The sequence below is a fragment of the Chitinophaga sp. YR573 genome (assembly GCF_900110995.1).
In the GTDB taxonomy this organism is placed as follows: Bacteria; Bacteroidota; Bacteroidia; order Chitinophagales; family Chitinophagaceae; genus Chitinophaga.
The window spans coordinates 1,008,191-1,024,676 of record NZ_FOJF01000002.1 but is presented as its reverse complement, the minus strand read 5'-3'; the positions used below and the strand labels follow the sequence as shown (position 1 = coordinate 1,024,676).

Sequence of the window (16,486 nt, the reverse complement as noted above, 5' to 3'; positions counted from 1 at the left end):
AAGGGCAAGTATCCGGCCAATTAAAATTTTTTGTAGTGGTGCTTCGCTCCATTACAAAAAATTAAGGGGTTTTGCAGGGCTTCGCCCTGCACCCAAAATACCAAAATAAAAAAGGGTCCCGGTAATAATACCGGAACCCTTCTAAAATATCTACTAATAATTAGTATCTTTTTTTGTACGCTGGTTTAGCTCTGCCGCTACCAGCACCTCTTTCGCTTCTTTCGCCACCGCTACCACTGCGTTCCCAGCGTTTACCGCCATCTTCACGTGGAGGACGACCGCCACCGGAACCGCCCGGGCCACCGGACCTTGGACGTTTATCACCATCCTGAGACATTTCTATACGTACGCTGCGGCCGTTATATTCTGCCTTTTTGAAAACCTCCTGAAATTGCGCTACAACATCGTTTTCTACTTCGAAGAATGAATACACACCTTTCAGGTCAATACGTCCGATCTTGTTGCCACGTACTCCACTGGTATCGCAGAGGTAACGTAACATATCGCCACGGGTAAAATCATCTACAGAACCCAGGTTGATGAACAGACGGGTAAATTTCCCGTTGCTTCTGCTACCGCGGTCTGCACCGGCGGCGCCACCATCCAGTGAACGTCTTTCTTCTTTTACATTCAGATCAGGTGCATCCTGGTAGTACTCCAGGAATTCGTTGAATTCCAGGGAAGCAAAACGCTTAATGATCTCTTCTTTGCTCATTTCAGCAAACTGCTCATATATGCGTTCCAGGTATGGTTCGATCTGTTCTTCGTTTACGGTTACGTTATGTACTTTATGTACAAGGCCGAACAGTTGTTTTTCGCACACTGCAAAACCATCAGGTACTTCAGTTTTCACAAACTTCTTACCTAATACTCTTTCAATCTGACGAATCTTTCCTATATCACGACCAGTGATGATAGCGATGGAGATACCAGACTTACCTGCGCGACCGGTACGGCCGCTACGGTGTGTGTAGTTCTCAACGTCATCAGGCAGTTCGTAGTTGATTACGTGTGTAACGTTATCCACGTCGATACCACGGGCAGCAACGTCAGTTGCAACCAGTACCTGTAAAGATCTGTCGCGGAAACGTTTCATCACCTTATCACGCTGCTGCTGCGTAAGATCACCATGTAAGGCATCTGCATTGTAGCCATCGCGGATCAGGGATTCGGAAATCTCCTGAGATTCGATTTTAGTACGGGTAAAGATGATACCGAAGATATCGGGGTTGTAATCCACAATACGTTTCAGCGCTGCATATTTCTCACGCGGACGCACCACGTAGTATTCATGCTCGATGTTTACGTTACCACTGTTTTTGTTACCTACCGTCAGCTCAAAAGGATCTTTCATGTATTTCTGAGCAATACGACGAACTTCCTGTGGCATGGTGGCAGAGAACAACCAGGTGGTTTTCTCATCCGGAGTGTTGGATAATATATTGTTGATGTCTTCCTGGAATCCCATGTTCAGCATTTCATCTGCCTCATCCAGTATTACATAACGAACGTTGGTAAAGTTAACTGCCTTACGCTCTATAATGTCCAGTAAACGGCCGGGAGTAGCAACGACAATATGTACGCCTCTTTTCAGATCACGTAACTGCTGTACAATGCTTGATCCACCGTAAACTGCTACTATGCTCACATCACCCAGGTGTTTACTGAAATTCTTCAGGTCATTGGTGATCTGCAAACACAGTTCGCGTGTTGGACATAATATCAACCCCTGCGGGTGACGCTGTTTCAAATCTATCTGCTGTAATAACGGCAGGCCAAAAGCTGCTGTTTTACCCGTGCCCGTCTGGGCCAGTCCTACGAAATCCCTGTCGCCGCCAAGCAACACTGGAATTGCTTTTTCCTGTATGGGTGTAGGTGCGATGAATCCAAGATCCAGGATTCCTTTTAAAATTGGCTCTTGTAAGCCGAGTGATTCAAATGTTATCATTGATTTGCTTTGTTCAGGCTCCGTCGGGAGCCGTTGTATATCATCAGTCGTATTAACTGATTTAATTCTTAGTAATCAGATTAATTCCCCTTCCAGGTCATAATCAAAAGCCTTCGTGATCTTTACGGTTACAAACTCTCCTGGTTTCAGGCGTTTGGTGGTGTTGATGATCACTTCGTTGTCTACCTCTACAGAGTCAAACTCTGTACGTGCCAGGTAACGGCCGGACTCTTTCTTGTCCACTATTACCCTGAACACCTGGCCAACTTTCTCCTGGTTCTTCTCCAGGGAAATTTCCTGCTGTACTTCCATGATCTCCTGGGCCCTGCGTTCTTTCTCTTCCGCAGGAATATCATCTTCCAGGTCATGTGCAGAAGTACCTTCTTCATGACTATAGGTAAATACTCCTACCCTGTCGAAACGCATTTTTTCGAGGAAGGCTTTCATTTCTTCCACGTCTTCCAGTGTTTCGCCCGGGAAGCCGGTAATGAGTGTGGTACGTAGGCAAATGCCCGGTACCTTCTCCCTGATAGCTGTTACCAGTTCTTCCATTTCCACACGGGTGATCTGGCGTTTCATGGCTTTCAGCATATTATCGGCCGCATGCTGTAAAGGCATGTCTATGTAATTACAGATGTTCGGGAACTCTTTCATTACATCCAGGATCTCCATCGGAAACTTATGCGGATATGCATAATGTAAACGGATCCATTCCAGTCCTTTAATACCGGCCAAAGCACGCAGCAGTTCTGACAAACGGCGTTCTTTGTACAGGTCCAGACCGTAATAAGTAAGTTCCTGTGCAATCAGCATGATCTCCTTTACGCCTGAATTCACCAGCTTTTCTGCTTCTGCTACCAGGCTTTCTATGGGCCTCGATACGTGTTTACCACGCATCAGGGGGATCGCACAGAAAGAGCAGGTGCGGTTGCAGCCTTCAGCTATCTTCAGGTAAGCATAATGTGTAGGGGTACTGAGCAAACGCTCACCCAACAGTTCTGCTTTATAATCGGCATCAAATTGTTTCAGGATCAGTGGCAGCTCCATAGTACCAAACCAGGCATCTACTCCGGGTATCTCCGCTTCCAGGTCTCCCCTGTAGCGTTCACTGAGGCAACCGGTAACATATACCTTATCCAGACGACCCCGTTGTTTCAGTTCTACCTGGTCAAGAATGGTATTGATTGATTCCTCTTTTGCTTTATCGATAAAGCCACAAGTGTTCACAACCACTATGTTGTGATCTTTACGACCACTTTCGTGCACTACATCGATATCGTTGGCAAGCAACTGTCCGCTGAGGACCTCAGAATCAACCATGTTCTTGGAACACCCAAGCGTAATTATATTAACCTTATCTTTCTTTAAAGTTTTTGTCTTCAAGCGCGATTTGTTTTATAGGTAAACCAGCCTTTGGCTTGTTTACTTACCGCCACGAAGACATCCAGACACGAACGAAGAGAACAGCAGACTTACTGTTTAGTGACTATGAGCCTTAGTGGGGGTTATTTGTTTTAAGAATTGCAAAGGTAACTAATTAATTACGAAATGTCAACTCCCAATTAAAATGCGTTCCGCTCTCTTCTTTGCAACCTTCCGTTTGTAGTGGTACCACCACTCCGGCGCCAGTTTTATCAGCAGGTTATTCATCCCTCTTAACCCTACCAGGTGGTATAACCCGTTCAACTTGCCAGACAAAGTATGGTCCATTGCCCTGAGGCTCATAGCAAAACCACTGTCCAGGTATTCCATATGATGCCAGTAACCGGCAGGCATGAACATCGTATCCCCATGTTCCAGAATGGTGGTATACCCTCTGGCATGTTCCAGGGCCGGGAAATGTTCCGTATCCAACTGCTCGCTCCAGTTTACAAAACTGGCAGCGCTTTCTACTGTCAGTGGCATCTTATAAATATAAGGCGATTGCTGGTTATCAAACAGCAGTACCCTTTTACGTCCTATAAACTGGGTGTGAAAGATATGCGACAGGTCGATATCATAATGCATGTGCGCCACCGATCCTGCTCCCCCTACGAATAACATAGGGTACTTTTTAAGGAAGCGGGGCGTATACTCGTCCGGCCAGATGATATCTTCTGCTATCTGCGGAGCATGCTGGAAGATGTTAAACAGGAAGATGCGCAACTGTACCGGCCCTTTCCTTACCATATCCAGGTAATCCCCGAAAGGAATATAAGCATCCGCCCCATTTACCAGGGTCCTGGCCCCTGCCCGGGAATTGTCATATAATCCTACCGTCTGTTTCCCCACAACAGACTTAAAATAGTCCCAGGTCCACTTAGTGTAAGCAGGCCAGGTTTTACTGAGTCCGGTGATAATAACGGGTTTACGTTTGTCGTAATAGTTCTTTTTGAAGTCTTCGGGGCTAATGTTCTCAACTCGGTCAATGGAGGTAATGTGCATATACAACGCTTTGTTAAGGAGTATGTTAAACAATTAGTGATGGACCCTGTAACACAAGAAATGTGCCGCTGGCATGCTATATAACATCCTCAAATGAAAAAGGTTCGGGGAATATCCCCGAACCTAATCTATCAACATACGTTGTAATATTTATGAAAATCAACTATTTACACTAAATAATGAATCTACGAATTCTTCTTTGTTAAACACCTGCAAATCCTCCATTCTCTCTCCTATACCAATATATTTAACCGGGATTTTAAACTGATTGGCGATAGCCAGTACCACCCCTCCTTTTGCAGTACCATCCAGCTTGGTGATAGCCAGGGCAGTTACTTCGGTAGCAGCGGTAAAGTGACGGGCCTGTTCCAGGGCATTCTGCCCGGTAGAACCATCCAGTACCAGTAATACCTCATGAGGCGCTTCCGGTAATACCTTCTTCATCACACGCTTGATCTTGCTTAATTCATCCATCAGGTGTGCCTTGTTATGCAAACGACCGGCGGTATCTATAATGATCACATCCACGTCTTTTGCTGCCCCACTTTGTACTGTATCGAAAGCCACTGCGCCGGGATCCGATCCCATTTGCTGTTTAACGATGGGTACACCTACACGCTCGCTCCAGATAGTGAGCTGGTCTACTGCTGCTGCGCGGAAAGTATCCGCGGCACCTAACAGTACGCTTTTGCCTGCTTTCTTGAAGTTATATGCCAGTTTACCGATAGTGGTAGTTTTACCTACACCATTCACGCCTACCACCATGATTACGTAAGGCTTTTTACCAGCCGGTACGTCAAAATCGCGGAAGCCGCTGTCTGGTGCATCTACCAGTAATGCTGCAATCTCTTCTTGCAGCATCTTGTTCAATTCGCTGGTTCCCAGATACTTATCTTTAGCTACTCTCTTTTCTATCCGGTCTATGATCTGAACGGTGGTATCTACACCTACGTCCGCAGATACCAGTGCCTCTTCCACGCTGTCCAGCACTTCTGTATCAACACTGGATTTGCCGGCGATGGCACGACCGATCTTTGTCAGGAAGTTTTCTTTCGTCTTCTGTAATCCCTGGTCTAAGCTCTCTTTCTTTTCCCTTGAAAATAACTTATTGAAAAAACTCATGGTTGTTTATTTTGAGTCTGGGGCCTGACAGGGCCACAGTACAATTTCGGAGCATCAAGTTACTGAATTTAAAGTACAAGTGATCCGCACCAGCTATTGCACAAAGGATGCCAAGGCAAACCGGACAGACAAAATGGCGGGGGCTACCAACACAAAAAGCTGTCCCTTGTAAGGACAGCTTTTATAGTATTATCAGTAAAGCCAATTACTTGCTCATGTATTCCTGCACCTTATCCTTGTGCACGATTGATTCCTTAAAGGTATAAGCACCTGTTTTAGGAGAACGAACCGCCTTGATCACTTTCGTCCACACCTTTGAATCAGCGGCCGCTTTAGTATCTTTTACTTTCGCGTTCTTTGAAGATCCTTTTGCCATTGTTTTATTGTTTTATGGTTTCATGGCTGTATGGAACAAATAGCTGCATTTACAACCATCTTACCATACAACAACTCAACAATTATTTAATTTCTTTATGAACAGTTACTTTCCTCATTATAGGATTGAACTTTTTCAGCTCCAGACGCTCCGGAGTATTCTTTTTGTTCTTGGTGCTGATATAACGTGAAGTACCAGCCAGACCAGAAGTCTTATGCTCTGTACATTCTAATATCACCTGCACCCGGTTGCCTTTTTTTGCCATTGTCTATACAAATTAAAGTGAATGCTTATAATTAGATGCTTTGACCAGCTGCACGCAAGTCTTTCACAACTGCATACAAACCATTCTTGTTGATAGTTCTTAAACCATCAGCAGAAACTTTCAAAGAAATCCAACGATCTTCTTCCGCCAGGAAGAAACGCTTTTTCTGCAGATTAGGCAGAAATCTCCTGTTAGTCTTAATATTGGAGAAGGAAACATGGTGACCCGTGATCGGCTTCTTTCCTGTCACCTGACATACTCTTGCCATGATACAAAAATTTTGGACTGCAAAAGTCGCATTTATTATTGATTAATGCAAATATTTACACCCCGATTTTATTAACAATAACCTAATGTGCAAATCTTGTGATTGCATGAAATAACACAAATTGCTGATCTTCATTTAATTATAAGGGCTACTTGCCATTTATAATATAGATATCCACATCCCCTATTATCGCCACTATTTACACAAAAAGGTGGTTTACCCTACAAAAGTACAACCAAACTTCTTAATACCGCGCCTAATCTTACAGCTTCTAAAACTCTCTGTTGCTCAGTGCCATGTTTCAGTAATGCTTCTTCGTGAGAAGTCACACACATTTCACAACCGTTCAGGGCAGAAACCATCAGGCTTACCAGTTCAAAGAACTCTTTACCCAGTACCGGATTAGCCATGATGCTCATGCGGATACCAGCTGGTGTAGCCGTATAAAATTCCTTATTCACAAAGTGACGGAAACGGTAGTAAACATTATTGGCATTCATCAGGGACGTACAGCTGATAATTTCAGCAATATCTTTGGCGGTAGCTCCTTCCTGGGTAGCCAGCTTTTCGAAGGAAGCCTGTAAATCTGCATGCTTCTCGTTTATAGCTACTGCCAGTCCCAACAGGTACGCTTCTTTCTTTGATAAAGTAGTAGCTGTGAGGGAGTTGGTAACGTTTATCTTAAGGTCTTTCAGGTAACGGGCATCGGTATCAGCCAGGGAACGTAAACGCGAGGAAAGCTGCGCTTCTGTTAACCCTACTACCTGTAATAACTGTATAGCCGTATCCTGATTTGTTGTTGCGAACATAATAAGTATTATTTAAAAGAAAAGGCCCATAGCCGGCAGCCTGTAAAACGACTAGCAGCTATGGACCCGGAAAAAGATTAATTAGTCAGCCAGTGTAGCTTCACCTTTCACCCAGTTGCAAGGGCACAGCTCATCTGTCTGCAGTGCATCCAGTACACGGATTACTTCTTTCACATTACGGCCTACGCTCAGGTCGTACAGGGAAACCCAACGTACAATACCCTGTGGATCAACGATGTAGGTAGCGCGATAAGCTACTTTCTCGTTTCCTTCCAGGATACCCAGTTCTGTTGCCAGAGACTTGGAAGTATCAGCCAGCATTGGGAAATGCAAACCACGCAGATCAGCATGATCTCTTCTCCATGCAGCGTGAACGAATTCGCTATCGGTAGAAGCACCAATCAATATAGCATCACGATCAACGAAATCCTGGTAGTGATTATTAAATTCAGCTATTTCAGTAGGACAAACAAAAGTGAAATCCTTAGGCCACCAGAACATTACTACCCATTTACCAGAAGCTTTTAATTCTTCAGATGACAATTCATAAAATTCCTTGCCTTTCTCGATAGATATTACTGCGGTCTTTTTGAACTCAGGAAATTCTGAGCCTACAGATAAAATTACATTTCTCATGATCGTATGTCAAATTTTGATTTATTGTGCCTTAATCTTGTTATTCGGGTGCAAATATTATATTGAATGACCTATAAATCAAATAGATTTTTTCCACGCCGCATATTGAAAAACTCTATACAACTGCAAAATCAGCGCGTGACAGCTATTTTGGCCAATTTTATCCTTTAAAGAAGTAGTCATAATATAATCTTAACGATTTATGAAGAAAACCGTAACATTTTGGCACAGTATTTAGTTATATAGTCATATACGATACTTAAAAAACGATTAGAAAAATGAAACTGAGAAATGTACTATTAGTTGTGTTCACAATCGGACTGGCACTTATCCCATTTATTAAAAACAGCCTTAGCAAAAGCGATGAATTTGATGCTACACAGGATCTTTTCATTTAATGCGTAATTAGTGGCTGACCAATCCAATTGTAGAAAATATCTCGTGTGTACCCTTCCTTTCAGAGGAAGCAGGACTACTATTGTCTGCACTATAATATAAAAGGCCAACCTCTCAGTTGGCCCATAGTATTCTTCCCCTGTTAACAGATCAGGTAACGTTACCGATCAAATCTTTAAAACTCTTCACTCCCAGCATCTTTACAGTCGTAAACCCTTCTGCATACGCTACCCCTACCATCTTACCCATCGTCTGATCTCTGCTTATCACACCTTCAAAGAAAGCCGGTGAAGAAATATAGGTTTTGGGCTCATTGTCTGCTGCGGGCGCTAAGAACTGCGTTTTAAAGCTCTTTATAGCCTCTTTCTTGCGCTCTATCACTTCACTGATATCAACTACAAAGTCGGGGTGCGTGAAGCTGTCCTGCAGGAAATGGAATACCTGGGGGGGACGCCATGCTTCCTGCGGCTTTCCATCCTCATCCAGCGTTTCTATCTTCCTTAAACCTGATAAGAAACAGCAATCTGATATTAATTGTGCAGCACGCCCGTGATCCGGATGACGGTCTACAAATGCATTGGCCAGTACAATGCCCGGCCGGTATTTGCGGATAGCTGCTATTAACAGCATTTGTTCCGGTCTATCATTGCGGAAGAACCCATCTGCAAGACCTAAGTTATCCCGGACAGCCAGGCCCATTACTTTTGCGGAAGCGGCTGCTTCTGCTTCTCTTATCTCAGCACTGCCACGGGTACCCAGTTCTCCGCGGGTGAGGTCCAGCACTCCTACTTTCATGCCCTGGGCAGCATGTACCATCAGGGTACCTGCACAGGCAAGCTCTACATCATCAGGATGAGCTGCTATAGCCAGTATATCTAATTTCATCGGAAAATTCCTGTCTTTTGGTGGAGTGCAAAGATAATATCTATTTAGACCGGATTACCACTCCGACCTTCATGCCTTTTACCTTATATTGTTTTTTAAGGATCTTAGGGCTGATGACAGAAATATCAGCTATCCCCTTCTTTTCCAGCGCTGCCAGTGAAGATTCAACGTTGTTTGTCAGTACAGCCCCGTCCAGGATGTACTGGAAACTGCTGTCACTGCCATATTTCTTTAAAGCTTCTGCGTAAGCGGGAGAAATCTCACTGAACATCCTGTTATAACGTGCATGGGCAAATGGCTTGGTTTCTATGTAAATAATATTGCTGATACCTCTTGCCATATACTTATCCGGCACTTTCTTAAACCTGACCACATTGATGAAAGCTATCCTGTCGGGATTTAATCCAGCTGTACTGGGTACTGTTTCCACGCTATCTACATAAAAAAGGGTACTATCCGGGGGCGTTAATGATGATAAATCCTGCCCTACGCAGGTAATACTTCCTAAAAGAAGGCAGGAGAGAATAATTCTGAATTGCATCCCTAAAGTTAGCTAAAAGTAAGCCGAAAAAGCTAGTCGGCTGAAAGGTCCTGCCATTAAGGCTGAAAGGGTATAAGCCCTATATAAGACCACTATAAGTCCACTACAACTTGTATACAAGCCTACCTTATTTAGAGTGGGCTTATATAGGGGTTAAAACCCTGTTATTCCGGGGATAATCTACCTAAAGACTACCTATAGCTATGAAGCAAAGTAAAAGGGCTCCTAAAGGAGCCCCGTGTTTGCAGAAACAAAAAAGGCTCCCGAAGGAGCCTTTCAAATAAAGTAAGTGGCTGATTAGTTATATGCCCGCGAACCGCGATACATTTCTATTTCCTGTACAATGGCTTCAATATCCTTATCCTCATCCCGGTCATATTCACTTTTAAGGTTACCGCCAAAGAAGAACGCGACGGTTTGCCATACGCGGGCAGAGAATCCGCCCTTTAATTCTTTTATGATCTCATAACAGTTCTCCCCTGTTTCCCTGTTAATCAGTTTCATTAATATCTTTCCCTGGTAAACAGACAGGTTCTCCAGTTTATCTCCAAACTGCGCTTTCATCTGCTTTTCTATAGTAGCCAGGTAAGCCTTGCGTTCCCTTTTATCATGCAGGGAAGCCAGGTGACTGTTTACATCTTTTAATATCTTGGCGGCTGCTTTTGCATAAGGGTAGGTTACATACACGGCATTCCTCAACCTTGTCCATTGTTCCCGCTGTTTGCGGAATTTCTTAGGCAACTGGTCCACCACCTCTACAATCCTGAGTGTAATAGAAGGAATCGTATCCCCATTCACTACAATCGCACTGACAGGGATGCTATCCAGACCATGACGTGTCTGAGCATTGGCCCCAACACAGCATAGGATGCATAACAATATGGTAAGCAAGGAAATAGCAGATATCAGACGGCGCATAGTTCTTAAAATATTCCTAAACCTTTCATAAAACTATGCTAAAGTTAAGGTTTTTATGCTAGATGCGACTTCTTTACAGTACAGCAGGGACCAGCTTTAATTTCTTCTCCGCAAAAGCATCTATCGCCCTTTCCACACCCGGCACATCCTTAGATTTGATAGGACTACCCAGCACATGCGCCCCTGCTTCAGGTATCGCAATCGCTTCTTTCAGGCTATCCGGTGTACCCAGTTGCTTTTCCATCCGGAGAATAGCTGATACACGCACTGTTTTATCCTGGTGTTCCGGGTCCTTATAATAATAGAGATTGAGTACGGGTTGTTTTACTTTATGGAAAGTGGCGGGGTCCATGGTTGTTTCTACCAGGTTTTCCAGTTCGCCTACTGCTTCCAGCCGGTAACGGCGGTTCCAGTATTTTGCACTGAGCGTATCATCACCCTTGCTCTCATTAAACTTGCTCTTCCTTACCAACCGGGAAATCTCCAGGCCCCAGGGGTTGTTGGTCAGGAAAACAAGATTATCATTGATCTCAATATTGGGAGACATATTAATGATAGCAAAGATGTCATTGGGATAAGTGGCTGCCAGTTTCAATGCCAGCGTTCCACCGGTGGAAGTCGTCATTAAGATGACCTTCTCCCCCAATGCCTTACCAATGGCCAATGCCTGTTTGGCATCTGCCCAAAGGCCATCTGCCGTCATTGTTGCTAAAGGATCGCTGGTATCTATGCCATGGGCATCCAGCCGGGAAAGGTATAAGTTACAGCCATAACGCCGGGCAAAGTTCAGGTGAACGGGATCACCTTCCTTCTGACTGGCAGAGAACCCATGCAGGTACACTACACTGTACTTTGTTTTGCGGGGAACGGAATCGTACCACACAATATGAGCTTCATTGTCCGGTTTCAGCTTGTGCTGCGCTTCTTTGCTGCTAACATATTGTTCCAGCAAACCAGCTTCCTGTGGTACAACAGGAAGAATAGAGTCATACACCGGTACTTTGGGGCGGGGACCAAGGTAATAGATAATTACCAGGACCGACACCACCATCAATAATATACTGGGCCATTTACGTTTCATAGGGGATATATTTGAAAAACGTTATTTCTTCCTTAACGCCTTCACTTTCTGATAAATGCTCATCAGGAAACCTGCGATCATTACCAGCACTCCTATCCACAATACATTGATAAACGGAAAAACAAATGCTTTCATTACAATATAATCTTTAAATGTGGCAGATTCTTTCACCTGCAACTCGATCTTATTGTCTTTAGGCAGTATTTTGTTGAAACGCACGTACAGCGACAGCGGAGATACCGTATCAGGTACATTGTACTGATAACTGCTGTCACGGATATAATACACCGGTTCCATGGTATATTGCTCGTTGTTCTTGGTATAGACTTTCAGTCTTGCCCCCACAGCCAGGTCGCCCTTTTCAGCAACATAGTTATGATTGCCCGGCTGAGGCACCAGGGATTCCAGAATAAAGAACCCGTTGGAGAAAAATACGGAGTCACCCGGCTGTATTTCATGCGATGTATACTGCGCAGTATCGCTGGCATCATCTTTAATAGGTACAGCCGTGATATAGGTAAAGATATCTTTAGTAAGATAATGTTTCGAATCCGGGTTAGGCGTCAGCGCCTGTTCTCCCCTGTTGCTGAGGAAGGCATCCGGATGCAGCGTAAAGCTTTCAATCACTTTACCGCTGGATGGTTCCCGGCGCTCGTAACGTACCAGGTAATAGGTTTTGGCATCCCCTTCAGCCGTAGAGTCACCTGCATAGGTAACATGGTAATCGCCCATCTGTACAGGGAAGTGCGTAGGCAGCATCAGGTTCTCCCGGGGATTCTCCTTGCTGTCTTTGCCGAAGAAACCACCGTCCAGCATCTTCATCCTGTCTATAGAAATCACTTCTTTTTTGGAAGAGGTGATGAGGATACCCAGTAATACCAGTCCGAAACCGATATGTGCCACAGAAGCACCCGCTACTTTCAGTTTCCCTTTATGCACAATAAAGATATACCCCACATTAGCGATCACTGAATACACACTGGCAAACAGCATGAGATAAATAGCCACCAGGAAACCGGCACCATATGTATCATAGGTGATATGTCCAAGCCAGCCGATCAATCCTGTAGCTACCAGGCTGATGATAGTAGGAATGGCTAATTTTTTAGTCATCTCTCCTCTTGGCGTATCCTTATATTTCAGGTACTGCACCACAGCGGTGAGCAGGCCCAGTACAATAGCGATCCAGATCTGGATCTTATTATAATGGAATAAAGGATCGGAAGGAGGAGCAATATCATGATCTATATTGAATAACTTCTTAAGACCGGTGATTTTAAGCAGTGTATTCCATACAGGAATAGAAGTAGTAAAGCTGATCTGGATAGCGGCTACCAGTAATATCAGTGCGCCGATAAACAACCAGAATTCTCTTGAATAGGTACTTTCTTCCTTTACGATAGTCGGGATCTCTTTACGTCTGATGAACATCAGACCGAAAGCAGGGATTACGAATATCGCCATATATACCAGCAGCTGTCCGCTCATTCCCAAATCTGTAAAGGAGTGTACGGAAGTATCTCCCAGGATACCGCTACGGGTAAGGAAGGTAGAGTATAATATGAGGATGAAGGAGATAAAGAAGAAAAAGAAAGTTGCTTTTAAAGCCTGACCGGTAGCCCGGAAAGCCAGCAGGGTATGGATACCTGCTACCAGCGTCAGCCAGGGTACCAGAGAGCCGTTCTCTACAGGGTCCCATGTCCAGTAACCGCCAAAGGTCAGTGATTCATATGCCCAGGCTGCACCCATCATAATACCCGTACCCAGCATCATAGCAGAGAACAGTGACCATGGCAGGGCCGCTTTGATCCATTCTTTATATTCTCTTGTCCATAAGCCAGCGAAAGCAAAGGCGAATGGCATAATAGTAGAAGCAAAACCTAAGAATAATATAGGTGGATGGATTACCATCCAGTAGTTCTGCAGGGAGAGGTTTAAGCCATTACCGTCTTTTACAAAGGTGAGGTAATCCGGACGGGATACCCATGGCAGACCCTGGTTCTCTTCTGCAAAACGCAGCAGCAGGAAAGGGTTGCTACCTACTTTGTATCCGAGGATGAAGATCCCGATGATCATGCTGGACAGGCAAACCTGTGCCAAAGACAGCACAGCCATTACCGGTGCTTCGAATTTTTTGGCGGTACGCATCACTATCAGTCCGAGGATACTCTGCCAGATAGACCATAAGGTGAAACTACCTTCCTGGTCGGCCCAGAAACTGGACAACAGGTAACTTACCGGCAGGCTGCGGGAAGAGTTACGCCATACATATTTATATTCGAAGTAGTGATTATAAAGGGCAAAGTATAAGCTGGTGAATACAGCAAATACAGAAGCTGCCTGGATAACGAAAGCCCAGCGGCCCAGTTTTTTCCAGGAGGTTTGTGAAGCGATGTCTTTGCTCTGCACACTTGCTACAAAGCTCACAGTTGCTACCATGGAGGCAACGAATGCCAGCACGGAGAAAAAATGTCCAAGTTGTCCGGGTAATAAATGTTCCCCTATGTATTTTGTTTCCAATACGAAGTCACTAATAAGTTAAAATATGGGTGATTTTACAGGCTGATTATACTTTATTGCCTGTTACTACCTGATCGTTCTTATACTTAGAAGGACACTTCATCAGGATTTTACTGCATTTGAACTCACCGTTTTCGGCCATTTTGCCGGTCAGTACCACACTTTCTGCCTTTTCAAAGTCAGTAGGTTTGGTACCATAGAATATTACGCGACGGGTTTCTCCCGTTTTATCTTTTACATAAAAGCTAAACAGATTAGCATCCTTGATGGGATCATAGTGCATAGTCTGTGTTGTATCCAGCTTCCCGATGATCTGGAACTCCTTTCCTTCTTTCTGTCGTGCCGTAGCAAATGTTTCATAAGTACTGAAATCTCCAGCCACCGTCACAATCACTCCTATGGCTACAGCAATCAACACCAGCAAAACAATGTTTGATTTCTTCATATCGTAAAAATATTAAGCTTCTTATCTTTCGCAGCGCAAAATTAACTCAAAATGACCTTCGGAAGTCATTTTTTATATAAAAGGAAACATGATTCTTATCATTTAATATATGACAGCCTCTTGCGGAACCCGAAAAGCAAGGTGTTGAACCTATAAAGTACTATCTTTGCCGCCGAAATATTGAATAGAACAACAATATCATGGCTGATTTAACTCAATTCGATCCCAATTCGGTAAGCCTGGTATCCAATAACGTCTTTGGTTTACCTTTTTCTGAAGAAGATGCGGCACTCGTACTGGTGCCGGTTCCCTGGGAAGTTACTGTTTCTTATACCCACGGAACGGCAAGGGGTCCGGAACAGATTTTCAGGGCCTCTCTGCAGGTAGACCTGTATGATGCGGATGTAAAAGACGGCTGGAAAAGCGGCTTTTATATGCGGGAACAGGATAAACATATGCTGCTGCGCAGCGATTACCTGAGGAAAGAAGCTGAGTTATATCTCAAATTTCTGACAGAAGGCGGGAATATCTCCGAAAATGTATTCCTGAAGAAAACACTGGTAGATGTAAATACCGGTACTAAGCTCATGAACGAATGGGTGTATGGCCAGACAATTGAACTGCTGAACAAAGGAAAACTGGTTGGACTGGTTGGCGGAGATCACAGTACTCCTCTGGGTTTCTTCAAGGCTATTGGTGAAAAGAAAGGTAATTTCGGAATTTTACAGATAGATGCCCATTGCGATCTTCGTAACGGATATGAAGGATTCCAGTACTCTCACGCCTCCATTATGTATAATGCACTGAATGAAGTGCCTCAGCTGACAAAGCTGGTACAGGTAGGTGTGCGCGACTACTGTGAGGAAGAGCTGGATTACGTAAAAAGCAGCAACGGGAAGGTAAAGACCTTCTTCGATAAAGATATTAAAGCCCGTCAGTACGAAGGCGAAACCTGGAAAGCCATCTGCGACGATATCATTTCCGGCCTGCCGGAACAGGTATATATCAGTTTTGATATTGATGGATTAGATCCTAAACTCTGCCCCCGTACCGGTACCCCGGTAGCCGGCGGTTTTGAAGCAGAACAGATGTTCTACCTGTTCAAAAAAGTGATAGACAGTGGTCGCAAACTCATCGGGTTCGATCTGATGGAGGTAAGCACTTCCCATGATGAATGGGATGCCAACGTGGGCGCAAGAGTGCTTTTTAAACTGTGTAATCTGCTTGTATATTCTAATAAATAATGAAACAGTACAAATTACGTATACTTCATCCAAACACGCTTACCAGGCTGCGCCTGCAACCGGTAATGCATATGCTGATAGGCATCCTGTTCCTGTTAAACGGGATAGGTATCTATAAGAGCCCTACCCCCAACTGGAGCATGGCCGTGTTTTTCCTGATACTGGGATTTGCCAGCATCGCATTCCCCTTTTTCATGAAAAGGTTCAGTAATATACAGGCGGCCAACAGCCTTACCCGTATGATACAGGCCTTTACCTGTTTTACCGGATGTCTTTACTTTTTAGAGAACAAAGAACCTCTTATAGGCTTACTGCTGCTGCTTACAGGCGCTGCATCGGCCTATATCGGTTATGCAGAATATAAGATCTTCCAGCCTGCTTTTGCCAGGATAGATATGATGGGTATTACCCTGCCAACTACTTTTTCGGAGCGCCTGATTGGCTGGAACCAACTGAATAACGTAATTTTGCGGGATGACCTGCTAACGCTGGACTTTAAGAACAACAAAGTAATGCAGCTGGAAGTCCTGGATGAAACAGGGCTGGTAACAGCGGAAGAAATGAATGCGTTCTTCAAAAGCAGGCTCTGATAACATTAAACGAATCAA

The 16,486-nt window shown here is 44.4% G+C and carries 17 protein-coding genes; 2 read left to right on the top strand and 15 right to left on the bottom strand.

Annotated elements, in window-relative coordinates; all coding sequences use genetic code 11:
• Positions 1–160: 160 nt before the first annotated feature.
• From BMW86_RS23995 to BMW86_RS23925, 15 genes are all read right to left on the bottom strand, one after another.
• The gene (locus tag BMW86_RS23995) at positions 161–1,948 is read right to left on the bottom strand and encodes a DEAD/DEAH box helicase (protein ID WP_089784725.1); all 1,788 of its coding nucleotides are present in this window, start codon (positions 1,946–1,948) and stop codon (positions 161–163) included.
• A gap of 75 nt (positions 1,949–2,023) precedes the next feature.
• A complete protein-coding gene (gene rimO / locus BMW86_RS23990) occupies positions 2,024–3,331 on the bottom strand; it encodes a 30S ribosomal protein S12 methylthiotransferase RimO (RefSeq protein ID WP_089784723.1) in 1,308 nt (435 codons plus the stop codon).
• Positions 3,332–3,499: 168 nt separating this feature from the next.
• Complete coding sequence (locus BMW86_RS23985) at positions 3,500–4,372, bottom strand: cupin-like domain-containing protein (protein WP_089784720.1); 873 nt, start codon at positions 4,370–4,372, stop codon at positions 3,500–3,502.
• 159 nt (positions 4,373–4,531) lie between these two features.
• A complete protein-coding gene (gene ftsY, locus BMW86_RS23980) occupies positions 4,532–5,494 on the bottom strand; it encodes a signal recognition particle-docking protein FtsY (protein ID WP_089784717.1) in 963 nt (320 codons plus the stop codon).
• A gap of 205 nt (positions 5,495–5,699) precedes the next feature.
• Positions 5,700–5,870, bottom strand: coding sequence for a DUF4295 domain-containing protein (locus BMW86_RS23975; RefSeq protein ID WP_089784715.1), 171 nt, complete (start codon positions 5,868–5,870; stop codon positions 5,700–5,702).
• Between the two features lie 82 nt (positions 5,871–5,952).
• Positions 5,953–6,135 (bottom strand): 50S ribosomal protein L33, encoded by a 183-nt coding sequence (gene rpmG / locus BMW86_RS23970; RefSeq protein ID WP_089784713.1) that lies wholly within the window; start codon positions 6,133–6,135, stop codon positions 5,953–5,955.
• 31 nt (positions 6,136–6,166) lie between these two features.
• Positions 6,167–6,403, bottom strand: a complete 237-nt coding sequence (gene rpmB / locus BMW86_RS23965; RefSeq protein WP_089784710.1) for a 50S ribosomal protein L28 — start codon at positions 6,401–6,403, stop codon at positions 6,167–6,169.
• A gap of 221 nt (positions 6,404–6,624) precedes the next feature.
• Positions 6,625–7,212, bottom strand: a complete 588-nt coding sequence (locus tag BMW86_RS23960) for a carboxymuconolactone decarboxylase family protein (RefSeq protein WP_089784707.1) — start codon at positions 7,210–7,212, stop codon at positions 6,625–6,627.
• An 81-nt stretch (positions 7,213–7,293) separates the two neighbouring features.
• Positions 7,294–7,836: a peroxiredoxin gene (locus tag BMW86_RS23955; RefSeq protein ID WP_410492571.1), complete on the bottom strand. Its 543-nt coding sequence runs from the start codon at positions 7,834–7,836 to the stop codon at positions 7,294–7,296.
• A gap of 558 nt (positions 7,837–8,394) precedes the next feature.
• A complete protein-coding gene (gene bshB1 / locus BMW86_RS23950) occupies positions 8,395–9,129 on the bottom strand; it encodes a bacillithiol biosynthesis deacetylase BshB1 (protein WP_089784703.1) in 735 nt (244 codons plus the stop codon).
• A gap of 40 nt (positions 9,130–9,169) precedes the next feature.
• Positions 9,170–9,670, bottom strand: a complete 501-nt coding sequence (locus BMW86_RS23945) for a hypothetical protein (RefSeq protein ID WP_089784700.1) — start codon at positions 9,668–9,670, stop codon at positions 9,170–9,172.
• Positions 9,671–9,967: 297 nt separating this feature from the next.
• Entirely contained in the window at positions 9,968–10,588 is a 621-nt protein-coding gene (locus BMW86_RS23940) for a DUF4294 domain-containing protein (RefSeq protein ID WP_089784697.1), read from the bottom strand.
• 73 nt (positions 10,589–10,661) lie between these two features.
• Positions 10,662–11,669, bottom strand: coding sequence for an alpha/beta hydrolase (locus BMW86_RS23935; RefSeq protein ID WP_089784694.1), 1,008 nt, complete (start codon positions 11,667–11,669; stop codon positions 10,662–10,664).
• A gap of 21 nt (positions 11,670–11,690) precedes the next feature.
• A complete protein-coding gene (ccsA, locus tag BMW86_RS23930; RefSeq protein ID WP_255372992.1) occupies positions 11,691–14,189 on the bottom strand; it encodes a cytochrome c biogenesis protein CcsA in 2,499 nt (832 codons plus the stop codon).
• 46 nt (positions 14,190–14,235) lie between these two features.
• The gene (locus BMW86_RS23925; RefSeq protein WP_089784692.1) at positions 14,236–14,634 is read right to left on the bottom strand and encodes a cytochrome c maturation protein CcmE domain-containing protein; all 399 of its coding nucleotides are present in this window, start codon (positions 14,632–14,634) and stop codon (positions 14,236–14,238) included.
• Positions 14,635–14,834: 200 nt separating this feature from the next.
• Here BMW86_RS23925 and BMW86_RS23920 point away from each other — a divergent pair, with 200 nt between their 5' ends.
• Positions 14,835–15,878, top strand: coding sequence for an agmatinase family protein (locus tag BMW86_RS23920; protein ID WP_089784689.1), 1,044 nt, complete (start codon positions 14,835–14,837; stop codon positions 15,876–15,878).
• A complete protein-coding gene (locus tag BMW86_RS23915; RefSeq protein ID WP_089784685.1) occupies positions 15,878–16,468 on the top strand; it encodes a hypothetical protein in 591 nt (196 codons plus the stop codon). The genes BMW86_RS23920 and BMW86_RS23915 overlap by 1 nt, the downstream gene beginning before the upstream one ends.
• Positions 16,469–16,486 lie beyond the last annotated feature (18 nt).

Bases quoted from the DNA above. Each gene is read 5' to 3' on its own strand.
- BMW86_RS23945 (WP_089784700.1), bottom strand. From the start codon at position 9,670: ATGCAATTCAGAATTATTCTCTCCTGCCTTCTTTTAGGAAGTATTACC.
- BMW86_RS23985 (WP_089784720.1), bottom strand. From the start codon at position 4,372: ATGCACATTACCTCCATTGACCGAGTTGAGAACATTAGCCCCGAAGAC.
- rpmB (WP_089784710.1), bottom strand. From the start codon at position 6,403: ATGGCAAGAGTATGTCAGGTGACAGGAAAGAAGCCGATCACGGGTCAC.
- BMW86_RS23915 (WP_089784685.1), top strand. From the start codon at position 15,878: ATGAAACAGTACAAATTACGTATACTTCATCCAAACACGCTTACCAGG.
- BMW86_RS23920 (WP_089784689.1), top strand. From the start codon at position 14,835: ATGGCTGATTTAACTCAATTCGATCCCAATTCGGTAAGCCTGGTATCC.
- ftsY (WP_089784717.1), bottom strand. From the start codon at position 5,494: ATGAGTTTTTTCAATAAGTTATTTTCAAGGGAAAAGAAAGAGAGCTTA.
- bshB1 (WP_089784703.1), bottom strand. From the start codon at position 9,129: ATGAAATTAGATATACTGGCTATAGCAGCTCATCCTGATGATGTAGAG.
- BMW86_RS23995 (WP_089784725.1), bottom strand. From the start codon at position 1,948: ATGATAACATTTGAATCACTCGGCTTACAAGAGCCAATTTTAAAAGGA.
- BMW86_RS23940 (WP_089784697.1), bottom strand. From the start codon at position 10,588: ATGCGCCGTCTGATATCTGCTATTTCCTTGCTTACCATATTGTTATGC.
- BMW86_RS23935 (WP_089784694.1), bottom strand. From the start codon at position 11,669: ATGAAACGTAAATGGCCCAGTATATTATTGATGGTGGTGTCGGTCCTG.
- BMW86_RS23975 (WP_089784715.1), bottom strand. From the start codon at position 5,870: ATGGCAAAAGGATCTTCAAAGAACGCGAAAGTAAAAGATACTAAAGCG.
- BMW86_RS23925 (WP_089784692.1), bottom strand. From the start codon at position 14,634: ATGAAGAAATCAAACATTGTTTTGCTGGTGTTGATTGCTGTAGCCATA.
- BMW86_RS23960 (WP_089784707.1), bottom strand. From the start codon at position 7,212: ATGTTCGCAACAACAAATCAGGATACGGCTATACAGTTATTACAGGTA.
- rpmG (WP_089784713.1), bottom strand. From the start codon at position 6,135: ATGGCAAAAAAAGGCAACCGGGTGCAGGTGATATTAGAATGTACAGAG.